Origin of the sequence: Vibrio gazogenes, from assembly GCF_002196515.1 — a bacterium.
GTDB classification, from domain to species: domain Bacteria; phylum Pseudomonadota; class Gammaproteobacteria; order Enterobacterales; family Vibrionaceae; genus Vibrio; species Vibrio gazogenes_A.
Genome location: NZ_CP018836.1, coordinates 204,954 through 221,965, shown reverse-complemented (window position 1 = coordinate 221,965; position 17,012 = coordinate 204,954). Strand labels below are relative to the sequence as shown.

The following is a 17,012-nucleotide window of genomic DNA, read 5'->3' as shown; positions in this document are numbered from 1 at the left end:
TGAACTCTTGTTGTAATAATTTTATACAACTTCAGTTTATTATAATTTTATCATTTTGTTAATTGAATGTTGCACAGGATTTAATTTGTGCTCCTGTTTTTATATCAGATCCATAATTCGTGCGATTAGTTGAAACCTATGTTTCCAAATATGAGTTTTATACCATTATCAATACTGAGATTTATTCAATCTAAAAACCTTTATTTTTGAGTGTCATAGCGGTATCGTTTCTCCAAGAATACCCTATCACAATTCCGAGCGATAACAGGCCGGATAAGTTAAAGGACTGTATGCGTAAAACGATACATCAGTGGAAACAGATTTCTTTGGTTGAAGAAGAAGTCATGCTACCAACCCACCGTTCGATCCTTCATACGACAATCATTCATCCGGGAGCAGCGGTGATCCTGCCTGTCAATCAACAGGGAGAGATTGTCATGTTGCGACAATTTCGCCCATCAATCCGAAAATGGCTCCTCGAGTTACCCGCTGGTACCCGTGAAGCACCAGAAACACCATTGGCATGTGCCCAACGAGAACTGGCCGAAGAAACCGGCTATCTTGCCAGCGAGTGGGTCGCTTTGGGGCAGTTAACCCCACTGGCCGGCTTCTGCGATGAGATTCAGCATCTGTTTGTGGCCAAAGGTCTTTCTGTAACACAAGATTATCAACGTGACGATGATGAAGTCATTGAGATCTTCTGCCTGTCTGTTCAAGCGCTGGAAAAAAAGATTATCGACGGTGAAATTACGGACACCAAAACCATCGCGTGTCTGAGTAAAGCCAAGCTTTGTGGGTATATATGATAGTAACTTATCAGTTGTCCCGTTGATAAATCGGGATACCATCAAAACAGCGTGCTCAAAAGTTGTATACAATTGGGAAACACCCAACACTGGAACCTCTCAACACCAAACATCGAAATGACCATAAAAAGACAAGGGCGTCGAAGCGCTCATGATGCCGAATTGACGCGTCAGCACATTTTACGGACAGCAACTGAGCTGTTCTGTGAGTTTGGCTATGCGCAAGTCTCACTACGAACCATCAGCGAAAAAGTCGGCATTTCACACAGCCTGATTCGCCATCATTTTGGCAGTAAAGAACAAATTTGGTATTGCATTAACGACAACATGCATCAATTTATTACCCACTATTGTCAAACTATACTGATGCATTTATCTAAAGACATGCCAGTCAACGAACTCCTTTATCAGTTTATTGTTCGGATGCTGGCTTTCACACTCGTAAACAAACAACCGATCCAGTTGATGGCAGATGTGGTGCGCCAGAAAGGCAGCAGATTTGATTATTTCATTGATCAATCTGGTGAAGTGGAGAAACTGATTTCCCATCTGGCTGAAGACTACAACCAACGCTTTCCGGAACGCGCGATTAAAATTTGGGAAATCAAATGGCACATGATCATGTTTGCTCACGGTGCTGCTTCTTTAGGCCCCTTCCTCAATGAAACGTGGTCACAGGAATGCGAGACCGAAAACGAATGTCTGCTGAAACATTGGCAGATGTGCGATGAAATCATGGCGAGAAAATTAATGATCCCCGCATCATCCCGTTTAGAACCGCAACAACTTGACGAGCTAGTGATTCAAATGGATGAGCCATTTTCTACAGCGCAAGTCAGGTCGATTTAAAACCGTCAGTCACCCATTCGATGCCATGGTTTGCAAACAAAACACGTTTGCAAACATAAGGTCATTTTCAATATGAGTGACCGACGTTCCAATCCATCATCCTACATATCCGGATAACCGTCCGGATTGTTTGACTGCCACCGCCAGCTATCCTGAACCATATCATCTAATGAACGGGTCGCACGCCATCCTAATTCTTGCGTTGCTTTGGCCGGATCAGCCCAATACTCGGCAATATCTCCCGGACGACGTTCAACCAATTGATACGGAATAGTTTGACCACACGCTTTTTCAAACGCATGAACCATATCCAACACACTGTAGCCAATCCCGGTTCCGAGGTTGTACACGTGCAATCCGCCTTTAGTACCTACTTTTTGCAAAGCTGCGATATGTCCATCAGCGAGATCCATAACATGAATATAGTCCCGAACCCCGGTGCCGTCTTTGGTCGGATAATCATCACCAAAAATAGAGAGACTCTCACGGCGTCCGACAGCAATTTGTGCCACAAACGGCATCAGGTTATTTGGGATCCCTTGCGGATCTTCACCAATCTCACCCGACGGATGCGACCCCACCGGATTAAAATAACGAAGCAGCGTGATACTCCAGTCCGGATTCGCAAGTTGGAAGTCAGTGAGACATTCTTCAACGATCAGTTTACTTCTGCCGTATGGATTCGTTGCCTGAGTCGGAAAATCTTCGAGAATAGGCACTGAAGCCGGATCACCGTAAACCGTTGCGGATGAACTGAAAATCAATGTCTTAACATCCGCAATTCGCATCGCATCGACCAACACCAAAGTACCAGTCACATTATTTTCATAATATTCCAGCGGTTTTTGAACCGATTCACCAACTGCTTTTAAACCCGCAAAATGAATCACAGCATCAATTTGATGCTCATTCAGCACTTCAATCAATAAACTACGGTCACGGACGTCACCTCGGATAAATACAGGTCGGTGACCAGAAATCTTTTCAATACGTTCCAATACGGCTGATTTGCTATTGTAGAGATTGTCTAAAATCACAGGCGTCATGCCTGCTTCAATCATCTGAATACAAGTATGGCTGCCAATATAGCCCATACCGCCGGTAATCAATACATTCATTGCCTAGCCTCTCCCATGTAACACTTACACTGATGTGTTACCACACCAATGTAATCATAGAGTCATTCTAGCTTGAAATTTCTGCGACATCTGTCCGGATTATAAGAATCACGCTACGGATTCAGGCAGACGTAACGACGGGATAAGATTAACAGCCAATCACTTTTGCCAGTTCAATGGGATAGCCTCGATCCTGAGCCAAATCAATCGCAAATTGTTCAACACTGTCGGCTGTGAGTGAAAGACTAATAGGATGCATTTGCTCGATCGACACGGATGTTGAGTCATGGCCTAATTGCCAGTGCGATATCAACTTCCTTGCTGCTTCTAAAGCCGATGAACCTTTGACAATTTCGATCCGGGCATAATTGTGGCCACTAAATGACACATCAGCAGCACGCAGCGTCTCATCTTCACCCGGGATCTGTTGAGCACCAAACAATGGTTTGCCATCCGGATAAGCGCGACAATAGTCGGGCATAAACTTGCCGATATGCGCAATTGCGTGACGCGTTCTGGCTTCCACCACGGCATCCGGCCAACCATGGGTTAATTTCATCTGCAACACATCGGGCAGAACCGGTTGTGATGAATGGATCGAACTTCGGGTTAACCCATCGTCAAACAAGGTGATAGCTTTAGTCATACCATGCAACTGAAACACACCGTCAGCATATGGTGTCAGTTGAGCCATACCCTGGGGAGTGCCTCGCTGCCCATGAAATATCACTTCGGGCCAGAGACTATGCTCATCCGGCCATTTGGCTATATATGCAGCTTTAAATTCAGCCATCCGATACTGAGGATTCTTGGTCAGATCATCCAGCTTGCCCGTCTCATATCCACAGGCATTCACCAAATAATCCACAACCAGCGTATGGGATTGTGAATCTTGATCATGGTAAGTCAAATGCCACTGTCCATCATGCATGCGCGCATCGACCAACGTGCTGTTGGTTAGCAACTGACAATGGGGCATCTGTTGGAGAGTTAACGTCGCGGTTGCAGCAAGGCGGAAAACACTCCACCCATATTCTTGAACCGCAATAACGGGATACTGAATCAGTGCCAAATCCACATGCTTTGCAAAAGGAATCAGCCAGTCATCCATACTGGCAGGCTCACTAGGCTGAGAAAGCAACTTGAGTCGTTCTAAATCAGCCCGTTCATAAAGTCGATAGTATTCGTCCGGGTCCCCCAGAACTTCATTGCGGGCATCCTGTCGAACCATCGCTTGATAAGCCTGTTTTACGGCTTCTAACCGGGGCAATAATGCTTGTGGATGTTCCGGATCAGTGGTTGGCGTTGCGATCACAGTCGGACGCTTGTTGACGGTATGTCGATATAGCCGAATCGTCTCAACCGACTGTCGTAATAATTCCAGACATTGTTGTTGAGAGATCTCTCGATATAGGTTCCCCCCGGCATGAAGATGGCAGATTGGCGGACCATTAACCAAGCTCGGGCCTCGTTCCATCAGAACGACATCTAAACCCTGTTCACCTAAATGAACCGCAGCCGTCGCTCCCGCAACGCCACCACCAATAATCGCAATCCGAGGTTTTTGGCGATTCGATGAATTATTCTGCATCGTTACTCTATCTTGTCTGACGTGCCCACATTGTATATGTACAAAAACTTAATTTAAATCACATTTTTGCTAGGGTTTTCCTTGAATCATCGATTCATCTGCAAGATTAATTTTTTCAAAAAAAATACTTGACGAGAACTCTATCTATCTCGAATTCAGGGTTCTTAACACCTCAAAACCGACGGTAACATATTGAATGTACACATGTGATATCGCAAATCATCAGCCATGCTTGTCCACTTATCCCAAACTTTATCCACTGTTTTTGTGGATAACTGCTCCGACAACTATACATTGACCACTTCAAGTCAGGAAAGCAAGGGAATCGCGCTCGATTCATCACTCTCCACCAATTTTACCTTGGCTTACTTCTCCATAACTGAGACACTTGTGTCGCAACTTACATTAGGCAAAAAAATATGAAACTTTTAGTCCGCAATTTAGCGCGTACAATGACTGAGCACGACATTCGTGTTCTTTTCTCTGCTCACGGCACGGTCACTGAGTGTAATTTGGTTTTAGACCAAGAAACGGGATTATCCAAAGGCTTCGCGTTTGTCGAAATGCCCGATGACACTGAAGCAAAAGCAGCCATCCAAACCCTCAACCTTTCAAGCGTCGCGAAAAGTACTATCCGAGTAAAACTTGCGCAAAACTGACATCCCTCAGAGCCAGTCATGTCATACGACTGGCTCTTGTGATCGCGGCGCGGGGCTGCCGCGTAGCTATCCTAAGCAAATGACCCGTAACAAAGAGCAAGACACGTTCAGATGAACCCTCTGGGCATCGCAGTTCATGGACATCACGAACGTTTACAAGTGGCCTGATAATTCCCTTGCGATGTGCTTAAGTAGTATTGGTTGTTGCGGAACACATAACCAACACCGATGACTCGATATTGGTCCTGCCCGGTAGGGAATATCACATACTCGGCAGCATCCTGTCCGAAATATGGCTGTTGATATTGCACATATATATTGGTCTTCACACCGTAAGGTTGATGCTCTCTCTCGAGAGTGACTTTCCCCTCATGGATATCATTTGAATATTCAGTCACTTTTGCAGCAAGCGTTGAACTATCCCAGACAATCGTTTTGATGCCAAATTCACTCTCTTCTAATGTGCAGGTTGTGGATTGTGCAACCACGATCGGGCTCAATAAAATCAACACACAAGTTAAAATCGATATTTTCATCACCTTTCCCTGGAATATAAAGCGAACGCTACCGAGTACTGAAAAATACCGCCTCCGCGGCACAGTCTCATCTCACTGGATGGAGTGCACTACCTGATTGAATGGACCAGATGCTCAAAGCCGTTTTCAACTAAACTCGTTTCCATAATTGCAATCACCTTTCGACTCGTCTCAGCCGATATCAGGTCGGACTGATACTGCTGCTGAAGAATCAGCGAAGCGATGTGTTCAATCTCGTATTCAAACCCGCCACCTCTCGCAGGGGACATAATCTTATGATTGTTGCCTTGATAGAACAGCTCAATATGTTGCGGGTTCCACCATTTGTCATGAATGATAATTTTGACATCCGGCCCTTGAATGATCGCTTCACGTTTTAGATCTCGTGTAATCGAGGCGCCAACACGACCATTGATGTCACCATCAAAAATGAATTCAACATATTCGTCTACTTCCGATTGAGTATTATCTTGACGATATTGCACCGTTGGTTTGGATACCGTGCTGTTCGTGAGTTGGCATAAATCGACATAGAGCCATAGTGCATAGACACCAACATCTAACGTAGCTCCGCCACATAAATCAGGATTGAATAGTTGCGACTGGCTGTCGAACTCATGCCAATTGCCAAAGGCCGCCTCCACCGTGTCGATTTTTATGCTGTGTTCCCGGATAAACTGCCGCAATGATTGATAAGCAGGGAAAACGACTGACTTCATGGCTTCAACTAACAGTAAGCCTTGTTCTTGTGCAAGTGAGGCCATTTCATCCCAGTCATTGACATTGGTAAATGCTGGTTTTTCAACCAAGACATGTTTCCCGTGTTTTAGAAACAGCTCAACCACACTTTTGTGAAGAGGATGAATGGTCGCAACATAGACCACATCAACATTTGGGTCTTGTGCGAGCGCCTGATATGAACCATAACTTCTGTGACACTGATATTCATCAGCAAACATCGCTGCTCGCTGCTGGTCTTTTGCTGCGACGGCATATAACTCACTATTTGGAACATGCTGTGTCAGGTCTTTGACAAAACGATGGGCGATTCGACCTAGCCCAGCAACTCCCCAACGAACTTTCTTCTCAATCATCATATATTCTCGATTCAATTAGCCGGCATCCAGTTGAGACCGAACCACAGATAAACGCTCTTCAGCTTTGCGCTTGCGCCGATCCTGATGGCTCAAATATGCCAACGGTAAAATAATAAACAAAGCCCCAAACACGAGGAACATATCGACTGGCTCGTTAAAGATAATCCAGCCCAGTATTGCTGCAAATAACAGCCCTGAATACTCGGCACTACTCACTTGGCTGGATGCGACATAACGATAACCTTGTAAGCACGCCAAACTATAAAAAATCGAGCACACCGCAGAGCCGCCAGCGTAAAGTAAGCCATCAAAATTCCAGGGTTCACCTTCCCAAAGCGCCAGACAAGCCGTTAGTGGCAAAGCAGACACATGGGTAATCAACAACCCGAAGAATAGATTCTGATTTTTCGGCAACTTACGGATCAACAAACTATTGGTCGCCAGCACGACGGAAAATGATACCGCACTGATCATGCCCCAACTGACTTCTGAAGGACGCAAAATGATCAGCACCCCGACAAAGCCAGACACCGCAGCAATCACAATACCGGCGGTAATTTTCTCTTTATAGAAAATCCCCGCAAACAACACGATCAAAATTGGAGCAATATAAAACACCGCATTCGCCGTAGCCAGAGGGAGCTGCGTCAAAGAGAAAACCAATAAGAGACTCGCCAACACCCAAAGGTTGCCTCTTAATACATGCAGTTTAAGGCCAATATCCCCTTTAAAACTAATATGCTTATAGGCCAGTGGCAGTACAACAATACAACTCATCAACAGCCGCATGAAAGTGAACTGATACACAGCGACACTACTGCCTGCCATCTTAATAAACACATCACAAAGAATCGCGAAAAAGTTACCGATCACGAGGATCAAAATCGCACTACCAACCGTTTTTCCAGACACTATTTCTCCTCGCACTGATCAGAACAATTGGGATGTGTACCAGCTTGGACTTGATTTATTTTTAACCAAAACGCTTCTTGGCACCGGTTGGTAAAAGTTTTTCGACTCGGTGCGATGGTCAAATGATCAGGCTGCGCAAGAACCTCATAAGTAATCCAACATTCAGAGCAGATTTCATCGTTAACTTGTTCAATCTGATCAATTTCGGTTTGCTTTCTTAGGGTGACGCCATTCTCGAATTTCACTACGAATTCACTGTTTTCTATACAATGACCATCATCTTCAACACAGCGATTGCATTGTGTTCTTTCCACGACTGATAAACCGGCAATATTCTCTTTCATCGCTAAAACATAAGTAAACAAATGATTCATCATATCGTTAGCCTATTTCCCCCAGTGAGACATCAGGCTGAGCAGTGCTAGCACTCATCAAGTTAATGCGCTAGTAAGTCAGCCTGAAATCATACCAAAAATCCAATCATTATCGTATTTAGGACGGGTCACTGACAATAAAAAAGCTACCCGGAAGTAGCTTTTTCTCTCGCTGTCGCTTCAATCAATCTGATGACTGCTGTGCATCAGTGTCAAAAGCGATAATGTATCCTGAAATCAATGTCTCGGAAAAACAGCGCCTTTTCTACCAAGATGCATGTTCATCCAAGAAACTCGTCACCCAGAAGAAAGGCGCGTTCCAGTTGACGGTCACTTCATTCATTGTCCAGGCACCAATATCATCAATCCAGCAAGTTTGTCCGGTACAATTTCCCTTCAGCGTGGCAGCAACCGGATCACTGAAGTCAATAGAATTCGGTCCGCCAGAGATAACACCCGGTGGGACAATAGGCAGATCCGGATTTTCAGAATGTGCCCAGAACCGATGATGAGGATTCAACAGCGGGTAAGAGCCATACCCTGAAACATAAGAATGATCCATCGGGTTACGTCCTAAAATATAATCCATTGAATCGGACATCGCCTGTAAATACTTTTGTGTTTTCGTCCAGTCAAAAGCAAGCCCGAGGAAGATACTGCGATTCATGAGACTCGAGTTTGAACCCCATGGATATTGATCGCTCTGATAAGGAATCAGATATCCTTGCTTTTTCACACTCGCTTCATAAACATCCGCGGCTTTGAGGAGATTTGAGCGGGCCTCATTAATGGTGCTTTGATCGAGACGATTCGGTACGAGTGCTAATGAAACCGTTCCGGCACTGCCCATATTAGACCACGTCAGATCATCGCTTTTCGTCGGTGACGTTAAATAATAAGGAGATTGTTCAAGTGCAGTTTTGTATTCATCTTTACCCGTCGTAACAAACAATTCTGCTGCAGCCCAGTAGAATTCATCCGCCACATGGGTATCGCCATAAGGACCGGAACCGTCAAAGTTATCGTAGGCATACACATTTTTGTGCGTATTAGCCGCCTGCCATGCTTTTTCAGCGGCTGCTAAACATTTGTCTGCATACGTTGCGTTCAGAGGACGCCAAATACGGGCACATTGTGCCGCTGTCGCCGCCAGATTGAGTGTCGCGGCTGTACTTGGATAGCTCAGAAAACGTGGTTGGGTATCGTCATGAGGCGGAAGCGGGACGCCAGTCCATTTGGCATCGGCAATTTTATGGAAAACCATACCGCCGGCATCAATTTCTGTCAGTTTTAAATCAGACAGATGACCGGATTGATCGCCAACAGGCACCGATACTTTTTTATGTGCCGGTACTTGCATTGCCAGCATAAAGTCCATCATCCATTTGGCTTCATCAAGTAAATCATTGTACTGATTAGACTGCTCTGGGATTTGAACCATACCGTCAGCAAATGCACTGGTCGAATTGGTTTTATGAAGGCTTTCACGTTCGTAATAATTCATCAGAGTCCAGACCGAAATCCCGCCATTCACCACATATTTCCCGTGGTCGCCGGCATCGTACCATCCTCCTGTGACATCCAGAGAAAAATTACATCCCGGCCAATCATTCCCTTTCGCATCGGTTTGATCAAAGCAAGTCACGATTTCCTGTGGATGACCTGCCGGACGGGCTAAATCAGCGCGCTGAACGTAGGCATTTTCAATCGCAGTGCCACTACGTTGTTGGTAGAAGAAAGACAAAGCATCATATTTCATTGTCTTGTAAATATCATGACTGATATCAAACGGATGACTTTTCTGACCGTCGACCTCAAGGATGATATCTTCTTGTGGTGTTTGTACCTGACTGAAGTCAGCAATCTGAACCTGTTCTCCTGAGCCACTGTTAAGACCAAAGGGAATGGTTTGACCTTCTGCAATCGTCGTTCCCTGAGCGTCTAACAATTGCCACGGCAATGGTGTCTGAGTATCGGTCTGAATGGTAGCCCGTTTTTTGGCATTCAACAGATAACCCACCTGATTGACACGGACGGCTGAACGCATATCTTCTTCTTCGTATTTCGGACCATACAAGGAGATATCACTCAGGCACACGGTATTCGCCGGTTGTGCCCCAACCTGAAAAGCCAGCTGTGCTTTTTTATCTCTGGCAGACGGTTTCACCTGAAATTCAAATGACTGAACTGTGTTAGTTAAAGGCAGCGTCTGATTGAGATAATTGGTGTAAGGTTCACCATCGTGCTGAATGACCGCTTTTAAATCAGCGGCATTCTTAGCCATCGCACTAAATCGGAGGGTATAAATTTCATCTTTTAGTAATTTTAGATTCGACTGACCTAAAACGACATCCCATGGATTCTCTCCGCCGTTGGTGAATGTAATGCATCCCATCTGATCCTGAACATTGAAAGTACCGCCAGATGCCCACCAGCCGGTATCTCCTTGAAAGTTACCATTGATCAGAATATCGATATCGACTTCTGAATCTTGTTGATTTTGTATATTCTTCAGATCTTGTGAAATTTGCGCTGCATAGCTGCCATTCACACCAATCAGGCTGCATACAATCGCAGCGAATACTGTTGATTGAATCTTTTTCATCTAAGCCTCTTATTTATGTATCCATACCACTGTACAAATAAATTCGTCAGCTCTTTGACTGTCGTTAATATTTGAAACAATGTTAAATCATAGACAATGAATACGCGTTGCTCAGTCCATTGAAGAGGCAAATTTAATGTTTATGAACAGGGTTCAATATATTCAGGTATTAGTTATCTCTAATAACAATAAGAAGCCGGTACTGAAGGTTGAGAATTTTATATAGTGATGTTTACCCATGGTTCAATGACCGGATATATTGCCACATACATTGCAAAAAATATCGATAATGAAAACCTTGTATATAGTCTTTACAGGGGAAAACTCCGGGCGATTTTGTGAGCATTGACTGGTCATCCAACTAAAAGCCAAATATTTTATTTGATGCTAATTGAGTGCCCTTTCCACGATTGCACGACAATGAATCTCCGTGGTTGAAAACAGAGGAATCCCCTGATGTTCAGACGTCGTAAGTAATAAAGGAATTTCAGTACAACCTAAAATGACGCCTTGCACATGCTGCGCAACTAATTCTTCAATGACAGATAAAAAACCATGCTTTGTTGCCACATTAAATTCATTGCAAACCAACTCAGATATAATTTTGTCATGAATATACTGTCGAGACGCGAACTCAGGCACGACAACATCAATATAAAGACTTTGCAGCACCGATTTATAGAATTCTGTTTCCATCGTCTTTTGTACGCCAATCAACCCAACACGCTCTAAACCCATTTTTTGGACAGCTCGAGCGGTAGCCTCTCGAATATCGACCAATTCAACGTCATATTTCGCTTTTATTGCAGGCATAAAACGGTGCAAACCGTTGGCACATAACGCAACAACCTCAGCCCCTCCAGACACCAACACACCCACAGCGTCGGTAATCATTTCCTCACACAATGTTTCGGTTGGATCGTTGCTTTGATTTTCGAGGAATAGCCCCTCATTAAGACTTTCAATCAGGACGTGAGCACTTTGATGACCGCCGAGATATTGGTTGGTCAATACATTGATAAGCTTGTAATACTCAAGTGTCGAGACCCAACCCAGGCCACCCACTAATCCAATTTTTTTCAATGTTCATCCTCTTTCATTGACGAGATTCATATCGTCTTGTTAACCCGCTGTTTCAAAGTGGATAAAGAACATGACAAGATCAATATCACTGGCTTTTGACACACGGTAATCTTCCCCAACAATGTTCGAAACCGCAGACTTCCAGAAACATAATGCCCCGGAATTTTCCAGAAGAATGCGAATCTGCCACTTTCCCGGAAAAGACTTTACGACTTGCGCTAAAGCTTTTTTACCAACACCTTGACCTTTAAACTTACGCAGTACAAAAAATTGAGCCACATCATACATCGATAAATCACTCGGATAACGACGGATCAATACAAAACCGGCTAATTCGGTGCCCACATAAATAAAGTAAGGGATATGATCCTTTTGCTGCCAATATAGATCAAACCGTGACGGATCATAACTAAACTTCCCCTCATGATCAGGATTCCATTTCATATACTCTGACATATCGTATACGTAATAGAAAAACAGATTCTCAAGGATTTTTCGTTCTTCCCTTTTTATTTGAATCAGTCGAACTGCCATTTTCCCCCGCCGGTTAACACTGAACACAAATGAATAAACAACCGTATTAGTTGCTTATATTCGAACTCTGGAAGAGTATATATGCATCGTGAACGCCTTGTATGAACATTTGAGCACCGATGATGGTGAGAATAAGGCCCATTAATCTTGTTGTTATGCTAACGCCCGCCTCACCGATTTTCTCAATTAATTTGGCGCCATACAAAAAGCACACGAAAGTAATGAGACACAGTGAAGCAAATGAAATAATCGTGATCACAATATGCAGCATTTCTCCGGATGCGGAATAGTTCATGGCCGTCGCGATGGTGCCGGGGCCAGCCAGAATTGGCAGTGCCAACGGCGAAATGGCAATATCTTTATCGTCGTCATCGGGTGTAGACGTTGAATGGGAGTGAAGCTTGGAAGCGCTACCATGTAGCATATTATAACCGACGATAAAGACTAGAATACCACCCGAAAGTCGTAATGCTGGCAAGGTAATACCAAAAACCTCGAAGATACCTTTACCCAGCAGACAGAAAGCCGTGATGATAAGAAAAGCAGTGAGTAGCGCTTTAATGGTGGTGTTTTTTCGTTGTTGCTGATTCTGGTTCGCTGTCATTCCAATGAATACTGCTGTATTCGCAATAGGATTCATCATGGCAAAAAAGCCCATAAAGACCGTAATCGCCATAGTTGTTATATCGTGCATCATGAGGGGAGCTAGCTTTATCTGATTGATAAGAAGTAGTTAGTTATCATGTTTCATGGTGACTTGTCTATAGATGCATTTGTGTATGGGAGAAATATCGGTAACCCCCCCTTACATTTGAGCATCTGGCAAACCCAACATTTCGGTTGGGGATCTCATGGACATTATCATGAACGCGCTTATCCCCCCTGTCTTGCTCCCTGAAATACAATCCTGAAAAATTCAGAATCACACAGGTTCCCCGGCCAGTACCGGAGAACCTGAAAAACACCAACTACGGCACATTCAACCCACTGATCAGAGAATGACGAGCATGGGTTAGTTGATGAATTAAACGCCCGACGACAAACATCACCATCAACAGCGCGAATACGGGCTGAATTGCCCATAACAGCAGATGAACACGTGGCGTGAGCTCAAAAGCATAATGGATGATTGCTGCCACCATCGCATCTGCCCCTAAACCTGACACACAACCCGCCACAACCGCAATCAGACCGAATTCGGCCAGCACCGTCCACATCAGCCGCCGTCGGCTCATCCCCAAAGTACGGTAGAGTTTCATCTCTTCCTGCCGCTGCATCAGGCTCAATCGAAGTAATGTATAAATCAGCAGTAAACCGGCAATCACCCCAACCACAGCCAGAATTGAAATGGCATTGATAATTTGCGAGAGCAACCCTTGAATCTTCTGGGTCATCTCACGCAAGTCAAGTAGGCTCACCGTTGGGTAAGTATGGGCCAACTGTGAGAGCTGATGAGAAGCATCGGCACCGAGACGAAAACTCACCATCCAAGTTGCCGACAGCGAAGCCAGACGATCCGGTGTAAATATAAAGTAAAAATTAGGCTTCATTTCCCGCCATTCCACTTGCCGAATCGAGTTGATTTGAGCGGTGACGGATTGACTGTTGATCATAAAGGTTAATTGATCACCGACTTTCACCCCCAGCTCACGCGCGACACTTTCTTCCACCGAAACCCCATTACTTGGCTGCCAGCGCCCCGCCACGACCTGATTATAAGTCGGTAACTGTTCAGCCCAAGTGAAGTTCACTTCCCGACGCAGTACATTACTGGCTTCCCGGCCGCCCGCAAACTGAATCGCATCGGTGCCATTAATCAACGCCAGACGACCACGAATGATTGGAAAAATAGGCGAATGGACAATATCGAGTTGCTGTAGCTGGTGCAGATAATCATCTTTTTCGTGTGTCGCAATATTCAGCGCAAACACATCGGGGGCATTTTCAGGAAACACACTCGACCAATCCGAGAGTAAATCCGTTCTGACTAACCATAAAGCAGCAAACAACATCAGTGACAAAGACAATGCCCCCAACTGAATCCCCGAGGCCAATGGTGTGCGATTAACCCGTTTCAGTGCCAGTTTAAATGCCGCGTTTAACGGTAATACCTGAACCGCCCGAAACAGCAGCAACCCAATTCCGGCAAGCAGCATAGAGGAGAGCACGATCCCTCCCAAGACCAGCCAGACCATAAACTGGTTGCCCCAGTACCACGCAGCACCTGCACAGGGAAAAATCCATAACCCCCACAGGTAAACCGATTTGTGTTTCCCTTGGGGATGACTTTGCAGGCTGGCAAGCGCATGAGTATCAATCAACCGATAAAGTGGAATCCCAAGCCCCGGAATCGCAACCAGCAAACTACTGAGCAGAGCCATGACAAATGGCGTCATGCCCAGATCTGGCAATGGGGATGGCAGTAACCCAACTAACGGTAGCCTTAATAATCGTTCCAAGCCGTATCCCAGCGGTAATCCCAACAACAGAGCGATACTCATGAGCATCAATACCTGAACGGTCAACCACCGCCACACCCAGCGTTTCGATGCGCCGAGGCTTTTCAGCATCGCCACTGTCTGGCGACGAGAAGCCACATAATGCTGACAGGTCAGCAACAACGTCATCGTCGCCATCAACACCACAATAATCACAACCAGCGATAAATATTGCTCTGATTTATTGAAAATATCCTGCGTTCTGGAACGCTCGCCGACATCGCGCCATTCATCACTGGGCGTCAAAGTCACTTGTTGCTTTAACTGCTGGATGATGTCATCCGGTGCGTTGAGAAACAGTTGGTATTCAACGCGACTCCCGACTTGTAATGCCCCCGTCTCCGGAATCTGAGACTGATGGATAAAGACGGTCGGCATCTGGCGGAATGGATTAAAACTAAATCCCGGCTCGGCGGTGATCGTGCCAGAAACCACATGTTCCATATCACCGAGACTGATCCGGTCTCCGATGTGGATCCCGAGATCGGACAACAACTGCGGGTCCAGCCAAACTTCGTCTGACGTAACATGAGATTGAACAGCGTGACCGTCAGATAATTGCAGCCTCCCTCGCAGCGGAAACGAATCGTCCACCGCTTTGACAAAGACCAGCTTCATCCCCTCGCCGCCAAAAAGCATGGTGGAAAACTGAGTCATCTGCGAGGTTGTCCCGCCCAATGTCCGGGCTTGGGTTATCAATGCGTCAGGAATCGGATTGGCGCTGACAAAAACCGTATCCGCCATTAGGGCATCTTTCCCTTGTTTGACAATCACTTGATCCATACGCTGAGCAATGGCAGAGAGCGCGAACACACTGGCAATAATCAGTACAAATGCCATCACCACCAGCCACAACTGTCCCTGTCGAAGTTCCTGCCAGCACCATCGCACCAGTGAGCGATTGACCAAATACGATGAATTCATGATTCAATCTCCTCGATCCGTCCTTCACTCATTTGCAACCGTCGCTGGCACCGTTGTGCCAGATGGTGGTCATGGGTGACTAATACCAGTGTGGTCCCGAACTCTTCATTAAGCTGAAACAGGCGTTCAATCACCACGGCTGCCGTCTTTTGATCGAGATTTCCAGTCGGTTCATCTGCGAACAGAATTTGAGGTTGGATCATAAACGCCCGCGCAATTGCGACCCGCTGCTGTTCTCCACCGGAAAGTTGAGCCGGTGTATGATGGAGCCGCTTCCCCAGCCCGACAGCGTTTAACAGCGATGTTGCCCGCTCCCTATCTTCAGGCTCTCCCCGAAGTAGACAGGGCAAAGTGACATTATCTAATGCAGACAAACTGGGAATCAGTAAAAAGTTCTGAAAAATGAAGCCGACGGATTCACTGCGTATCGCCGCCCGTTGCTCATCATCAAGCGTACTCAACGGCTGTCCAAACAACACGACGTCACCAGAAGAGGCAATATCCAATCCGGATAACAGTGCCATCAATGTTGATTTACCCGCCCCGGAAGTGCCGACAATTGCCACACTTTCTGTTGGATAAATATCAAAATGAGCCTCTTTAACAATTGTCAAATTCTGCTGATTCGTAGACACTGTTTTACTCAGATATTTTGCAGAAATCACAGGTGTGTTCGTCATGCGATGGTTATCCTTTCTTCTGGTTTTGAGTTGTTCATTACAGGCCCATAGTGCCGCCCGATTACTGATTGTCGGTGATAGTTTAAGTGCCGGTTATCAAATGTCTGCCGATCAGGCCTGGCCGAGTTTACTCCCTCAAGCCTTACAAAAGTACAATCGCTCGGTCACTGTCGTCAACGCCAGTGTCTCTGGTGATACAACTGGTAACAGTTTGGCGCGTTTACCGCAGCTACTACAGCAACATACTCCAGATTATGTACTGATCGAACTGGGAGCCAACGACGGACTCCGCGGCTTCTCCCCACAGATTCCAGCGCAAAACCTGGCCCAAATGATTGATCTCATCACGCAGTCCGGTTCACAGGCCCTTCTGATGCAGATCCGAACCCCACCGAACTATGGGCAGCGTTATAGCAAAGCTTTCGCCGCTATATATCCCAAACTGGCGACGGAAAAGCAGGTTCCGCTACTGCCCTTTTTTCTGGAACAGGTCATTGTTCGCCCGGAATGGATGAAATCCGATGGACTTCATCCCAATGAAAAAGCACAACCTTGGATTGCCGAGTGGATGGCGCAGCAGTTGCACCCCTTAATTGATCAACCTGCAGCCTCAGAGATGCAATCATGATTCATAGTTCAGCTTTTACTGCCCTAGCTCAATAAACATCAGGCCATTTTGCGGTAATGTCGCTGATGTGTTCACTGAAAAAGTCAACACATTTAACTTGTTCATCATCATGATATTG

At 45.6% G+C, this 17,012-nt stretch carries 16 protein-coding genes; 4 read left to right on the top strand and 12 right to left on the bottom strand.

Going from position 1 to position 17,012, the window contains the following annotated elements:
• The first annotated feature begins 290 nt into the window (after positions 1-290).
• Together BSQ33_RS16660 and BSQ33_RS16655 are read left to right on the top strand one after the other, a co-directional pair.
• Positions 291-806: an NUDIX hydrolase gene (locus tag BSQ33_RS16660; protein ID WP_021019231.1), complete on the top strand. Its 516-nt coding sequence runs from the start codon at positions 291-293 to the stop codon at positions 804-806.
• Between the two features lie 117 nt (positions 807-923).
• Positions 924-1,655, top strand: a complete 732-nt coding sequence (locus tag BSQ33_RS16655) for a TetR/AcrR family transcriptional regulator (protein ID WP_088134713.1) — start codon at positions 924-926, stop codon at positions 1,653-1,655.
• 101 nt (positions 1,656-1,756) lie between these two features.
• On the opposite strand, the gene galE is transcribed toward BSQ33_RS16655, so the two are convergent.
• Together galE and BSQ33_RS16645 are read right to left on the bottom strand one after the other, a co-directional pair.
• Positions 1,757-2,773 (bottom strand): UDP-glucose 4-epimerase GalE, encoded by a 1,017-nt coding sequence (gene galE / locus BSQ33_RS16650; protein WP_021019229.1) that lies wholly within the window; start codon positions 2,771-2,773, stop codon positions 1,757-1,759.
• A 148-nt stretch (positions 2,774-2,921) separates the two neighbouring features.
• Positions 2,922-4,364: an FAD-dependent oxidoreductase gene (locus tag BSQ33_RS16645; RefSeq protein ID WP_088134712.1), complete on the bottom strand. Its 1,443-nt coding sequence runs from the start codon at positions 4,362-4,364 to the stop codon at positions 2,922-2,924.
• A gap of 419 nt (positions 4,365-4,783) precedes the next feature.
• On the opposite strand from BSQ33_RS16645, the gene BSQ33_RS16640 reads away from it, so the two are divergent.
• Entirely contained in the window at positions 4,784-5,023 is a 240-nt protein-coding gene (locus tag BSQ33_RS16640) for an RNA recognition motif domain-containing protein (RefSeq protein ID WP_021019227.1), read from the top strand.
• Between the two features lie 143 nt (positions 5,024-5,166).
• On the opposite strand, the gene BSQ33_RS16635 is transcribed toward BSQ33_RS16640, so the two are convergent.
• The 10 genes from BSQ33_RS16635 to BSQ33_RS16590 all read right to left on the bottom strand — a co-directional run bounded on the left by BSQ33_RS16635 (position 5,167) and on the right by BSQ33_RS16590 (position 16,266).
• Entirely contained in the window at positions 5,167-5,559 is a 393-nt protein-coding gene (locus BSQ33_RS16635) for a hypothetical protein (protein ID WP_021019226.1), read from the bottom strand.
• A gap of 89 nt (positions 5,560-5,648) precedes the next feature.
• Positions 5,649-6,653 (bottom strand): Gfo/Idh/MocA family protein, encoded by a 1,005-nt coding sequence (locus tag BSQ33_RS16630; protein ID WP_088135280.1) that lies wholly within the window; start codon positions 6,651-6,653, stop codon positions 5,649-5,651.
• An 18-nt stretch (positions 6,654-6,671) separates the two neighbouring features.
• Positions 6,672-7,568 (bottom strand): DMT family transporter, encoded by an 897-nt coding sequence (locus BSQ33_RS16625; RefSeq protein ID WP_021019224.1) that lies wholly within the window; start codon positions 7,566-7,568, stop codon positions 6,672-6,674.
• Complete coding sequence (locus BSQ33_RS16620) at positions 7,568-7,945, bottom strand: hypothetical protein (RefSeq protein ID WP_232472014.1); 378 nt, start codon at positions 7,943-7,945, stop codon at positions 7,568-7,570. The genes BSQ33_RS16625 and BSQ33_RS16620 overlap by 1 nt, the downstream gene beginning before the upstream one ends.
• A gap of 262 nt (positions 7,946-8,207) precedes the next feature.
• The gene (locus BSQ33_RS16615) at positions 8,208-10,547 is read right to left on the bottom strand and encodes a glycoside hydrolase family 9 protein (RefSeq protein WP_021019222.1); all 2,340 of its coding nucleotides are present in this window, start codon (positions 10,545-10,547) and stop codon (positions 8,208-8,210) included.
• Between the two features lie 387 nt (positions 10,548-10,934).
• Positions 10,935-11,630 carry an aspartate/glutamate racemase family protein gene (locus tag BSQ33_RS16610; RefSeq protein ID WP_021019221.1) on the bottom strand — a complete coding sequence of 232 codons (696 nt, stop codon included), beginning with the start codon at positions 11,628-11,630 and terminating at the stop codon, positions 10,935-10,937.
• 39 nt (positions 11,631-11,669) lie between these two features.
• A complete protein-coding gene (locus BSQ33_RS16605) occupies positions 11,670-12,164 on the bottom strand; it encodes a GNAT family N-acetyltransferase (RefSeq protein WP_088134711.1) in 495 nt (164 codons plus the stop codon).
• A 46-nt stretch (positions 12,165-12,210) separates the two neighbouring features.
• Complete coding sequence (locus tag BSQ33_RS16600) at positions 12,211-12,858, bottom strand: MarC family protein (RefSeq protein WP_088135278.1); 648 nt, start codon at positions 12,856-12,858, stop codon at positions 12,211-12,213.
• 274 nt (positions 12,859-13,132) lie between these two features.
• Positions 13,133-15,586 carry an ABC transporter permease gene (locus BSQ33_RS16595; protein WP_088134710.1) on the bottom strand — a complete coding sequence of 818 codons (2,454 nt, stop codon included), beginning with the start codon at positions 15,584-15,586 and terminating at the stop codon, positions 13,133-13,135.
• Complete coding sequence (locus BSQ33_RS16590; protein ID WP_088134709.1) at positions 15,583-16,266, bottom strand: ABC transporter ATP-binding protein; 684 nt, start codon at positions 16,264-16,266, stop codon at positions 15,583-15,585. The genes BSQ33_RS16595 and BSQ33_RS16590 overlap by 4 nt, the downstream gene beginning before the upstream one ends.
• Here BSQ33_RS16590 and tesA point away from each other — a divergent pair.
• Entirely contained in the window at positions 16,265-16,894 is a 630-nt protein-coding gene (gene tesA, locus BSQ33_RS16585; RefSeq protein WP_039837111.1) for a multifunctional acyl-CoA thioesterase I/protease I/lysophospholipase L1, read from the top strand. The two genes, BSQ33_RS16590 and tesA, sit on opposite strands and share 2 nt — an antisense overlap.
• Positions 16,895-17,012 lie beyond the last annotated feature (118 nt).

Bases quoted from the DNA above. Each gene is read 5' to 3' on its own strand.
- BSQ33_RS16645 (WP_088134712.1), bottom strand. From the start codon at position 4,364: ATGCAGAATAATTCATCGAATCGCCAAAAACCTCGGATTGCGATTATT.
- tesA (WP_039837111.1), top strand. From the start codon at position 16,265: ATGCGATGGTTATCCTTTCTTCTGGTTTTGAGTTGTTCATTACAGGCC.
- BSQ33_RS16620 (WP_232472014.1), bottom strand. From the start codon at position 7,945: ATGATGAATCATTTGTTTACTTATGTTTTAGCGATGAAAGAGAATATT.
- BSQ33_RS16635 (WP_021019226.1), bottom strand. From the start codon at position 5,559: ATGAAAATATCGATTTTAACTTGTGTGTTGATTTTATTGAGCCCGATC.
- BSQ33_RS16615 (WP_021019222.1), bottom strand. From the start codon at position 10,547: ATGAAAAAGATTCAATCAACAGTATTCGCTGCGATTGTATGCAGCCTG.
- galE (WP_021019229.1), bottom strand. From the start codon at position 2,773: ATGAATGTATTGATTACCGGCGGTATGGGCTATATTGGCAGCCATACT.
- BSQ33_RS16605 (WP_088134711.1), bottom strand. From the start codon at position 12,164: ATGGCAGTTCGACTGATTCAAATAAAAAGGGAAGAACGAAAAATCCTT.
- BSQ33_RS16640 (WP_021019227.1), top strand. From the start codon at position 4,784: ATGAAACTTTTAGTCCGCAATTTAGCGCGTACAATGACTGAGCACGAC.
- BSQ33_RS16595 (WP_088134710.1), bottom strand. From the start codon at position 15,586: ATGAATTCATCGTATTTGGTCAATCGCTCACTGGTGCGATGGTGCTGG.
- BSQ33_RS16590 (WP_088134709.1), bottom strand. From the start codon at position 16,266: ATGACGAACACACCTGTGATTTCTGCAAAATATCTGAGTAAAACAGTG.
- BSQ33_RS16655 (WP_088134713.1), top strand. From the start codon at position 924: ATGACCATAAAAAGACAAGGGCGTCGAAGCGCTCATGATGCCGAATTG.
- BSQ33_RS16630 (WP_088135280.1), bottom strand. From the start codon at position 6,653: ATGATTGAGAAGAAAGTTCGTTGGGGAGTTGCTGGGCTAGGTCGAATC.
- BSQ33_RS16600 (WP_088135278.1), bottom strand. From the start codon at position 12,858: ATGCACGATATAACAACTATGGCGATTACGGTCTTTATGGGCTTTTTT.
- BSQ33_RS16660 (WP_021019231.1), top strand. From the start codon at position 291: ATGCGTAAAACGATACATCAGTGGAAACAGATTTCTTTGGTTGAAGAA.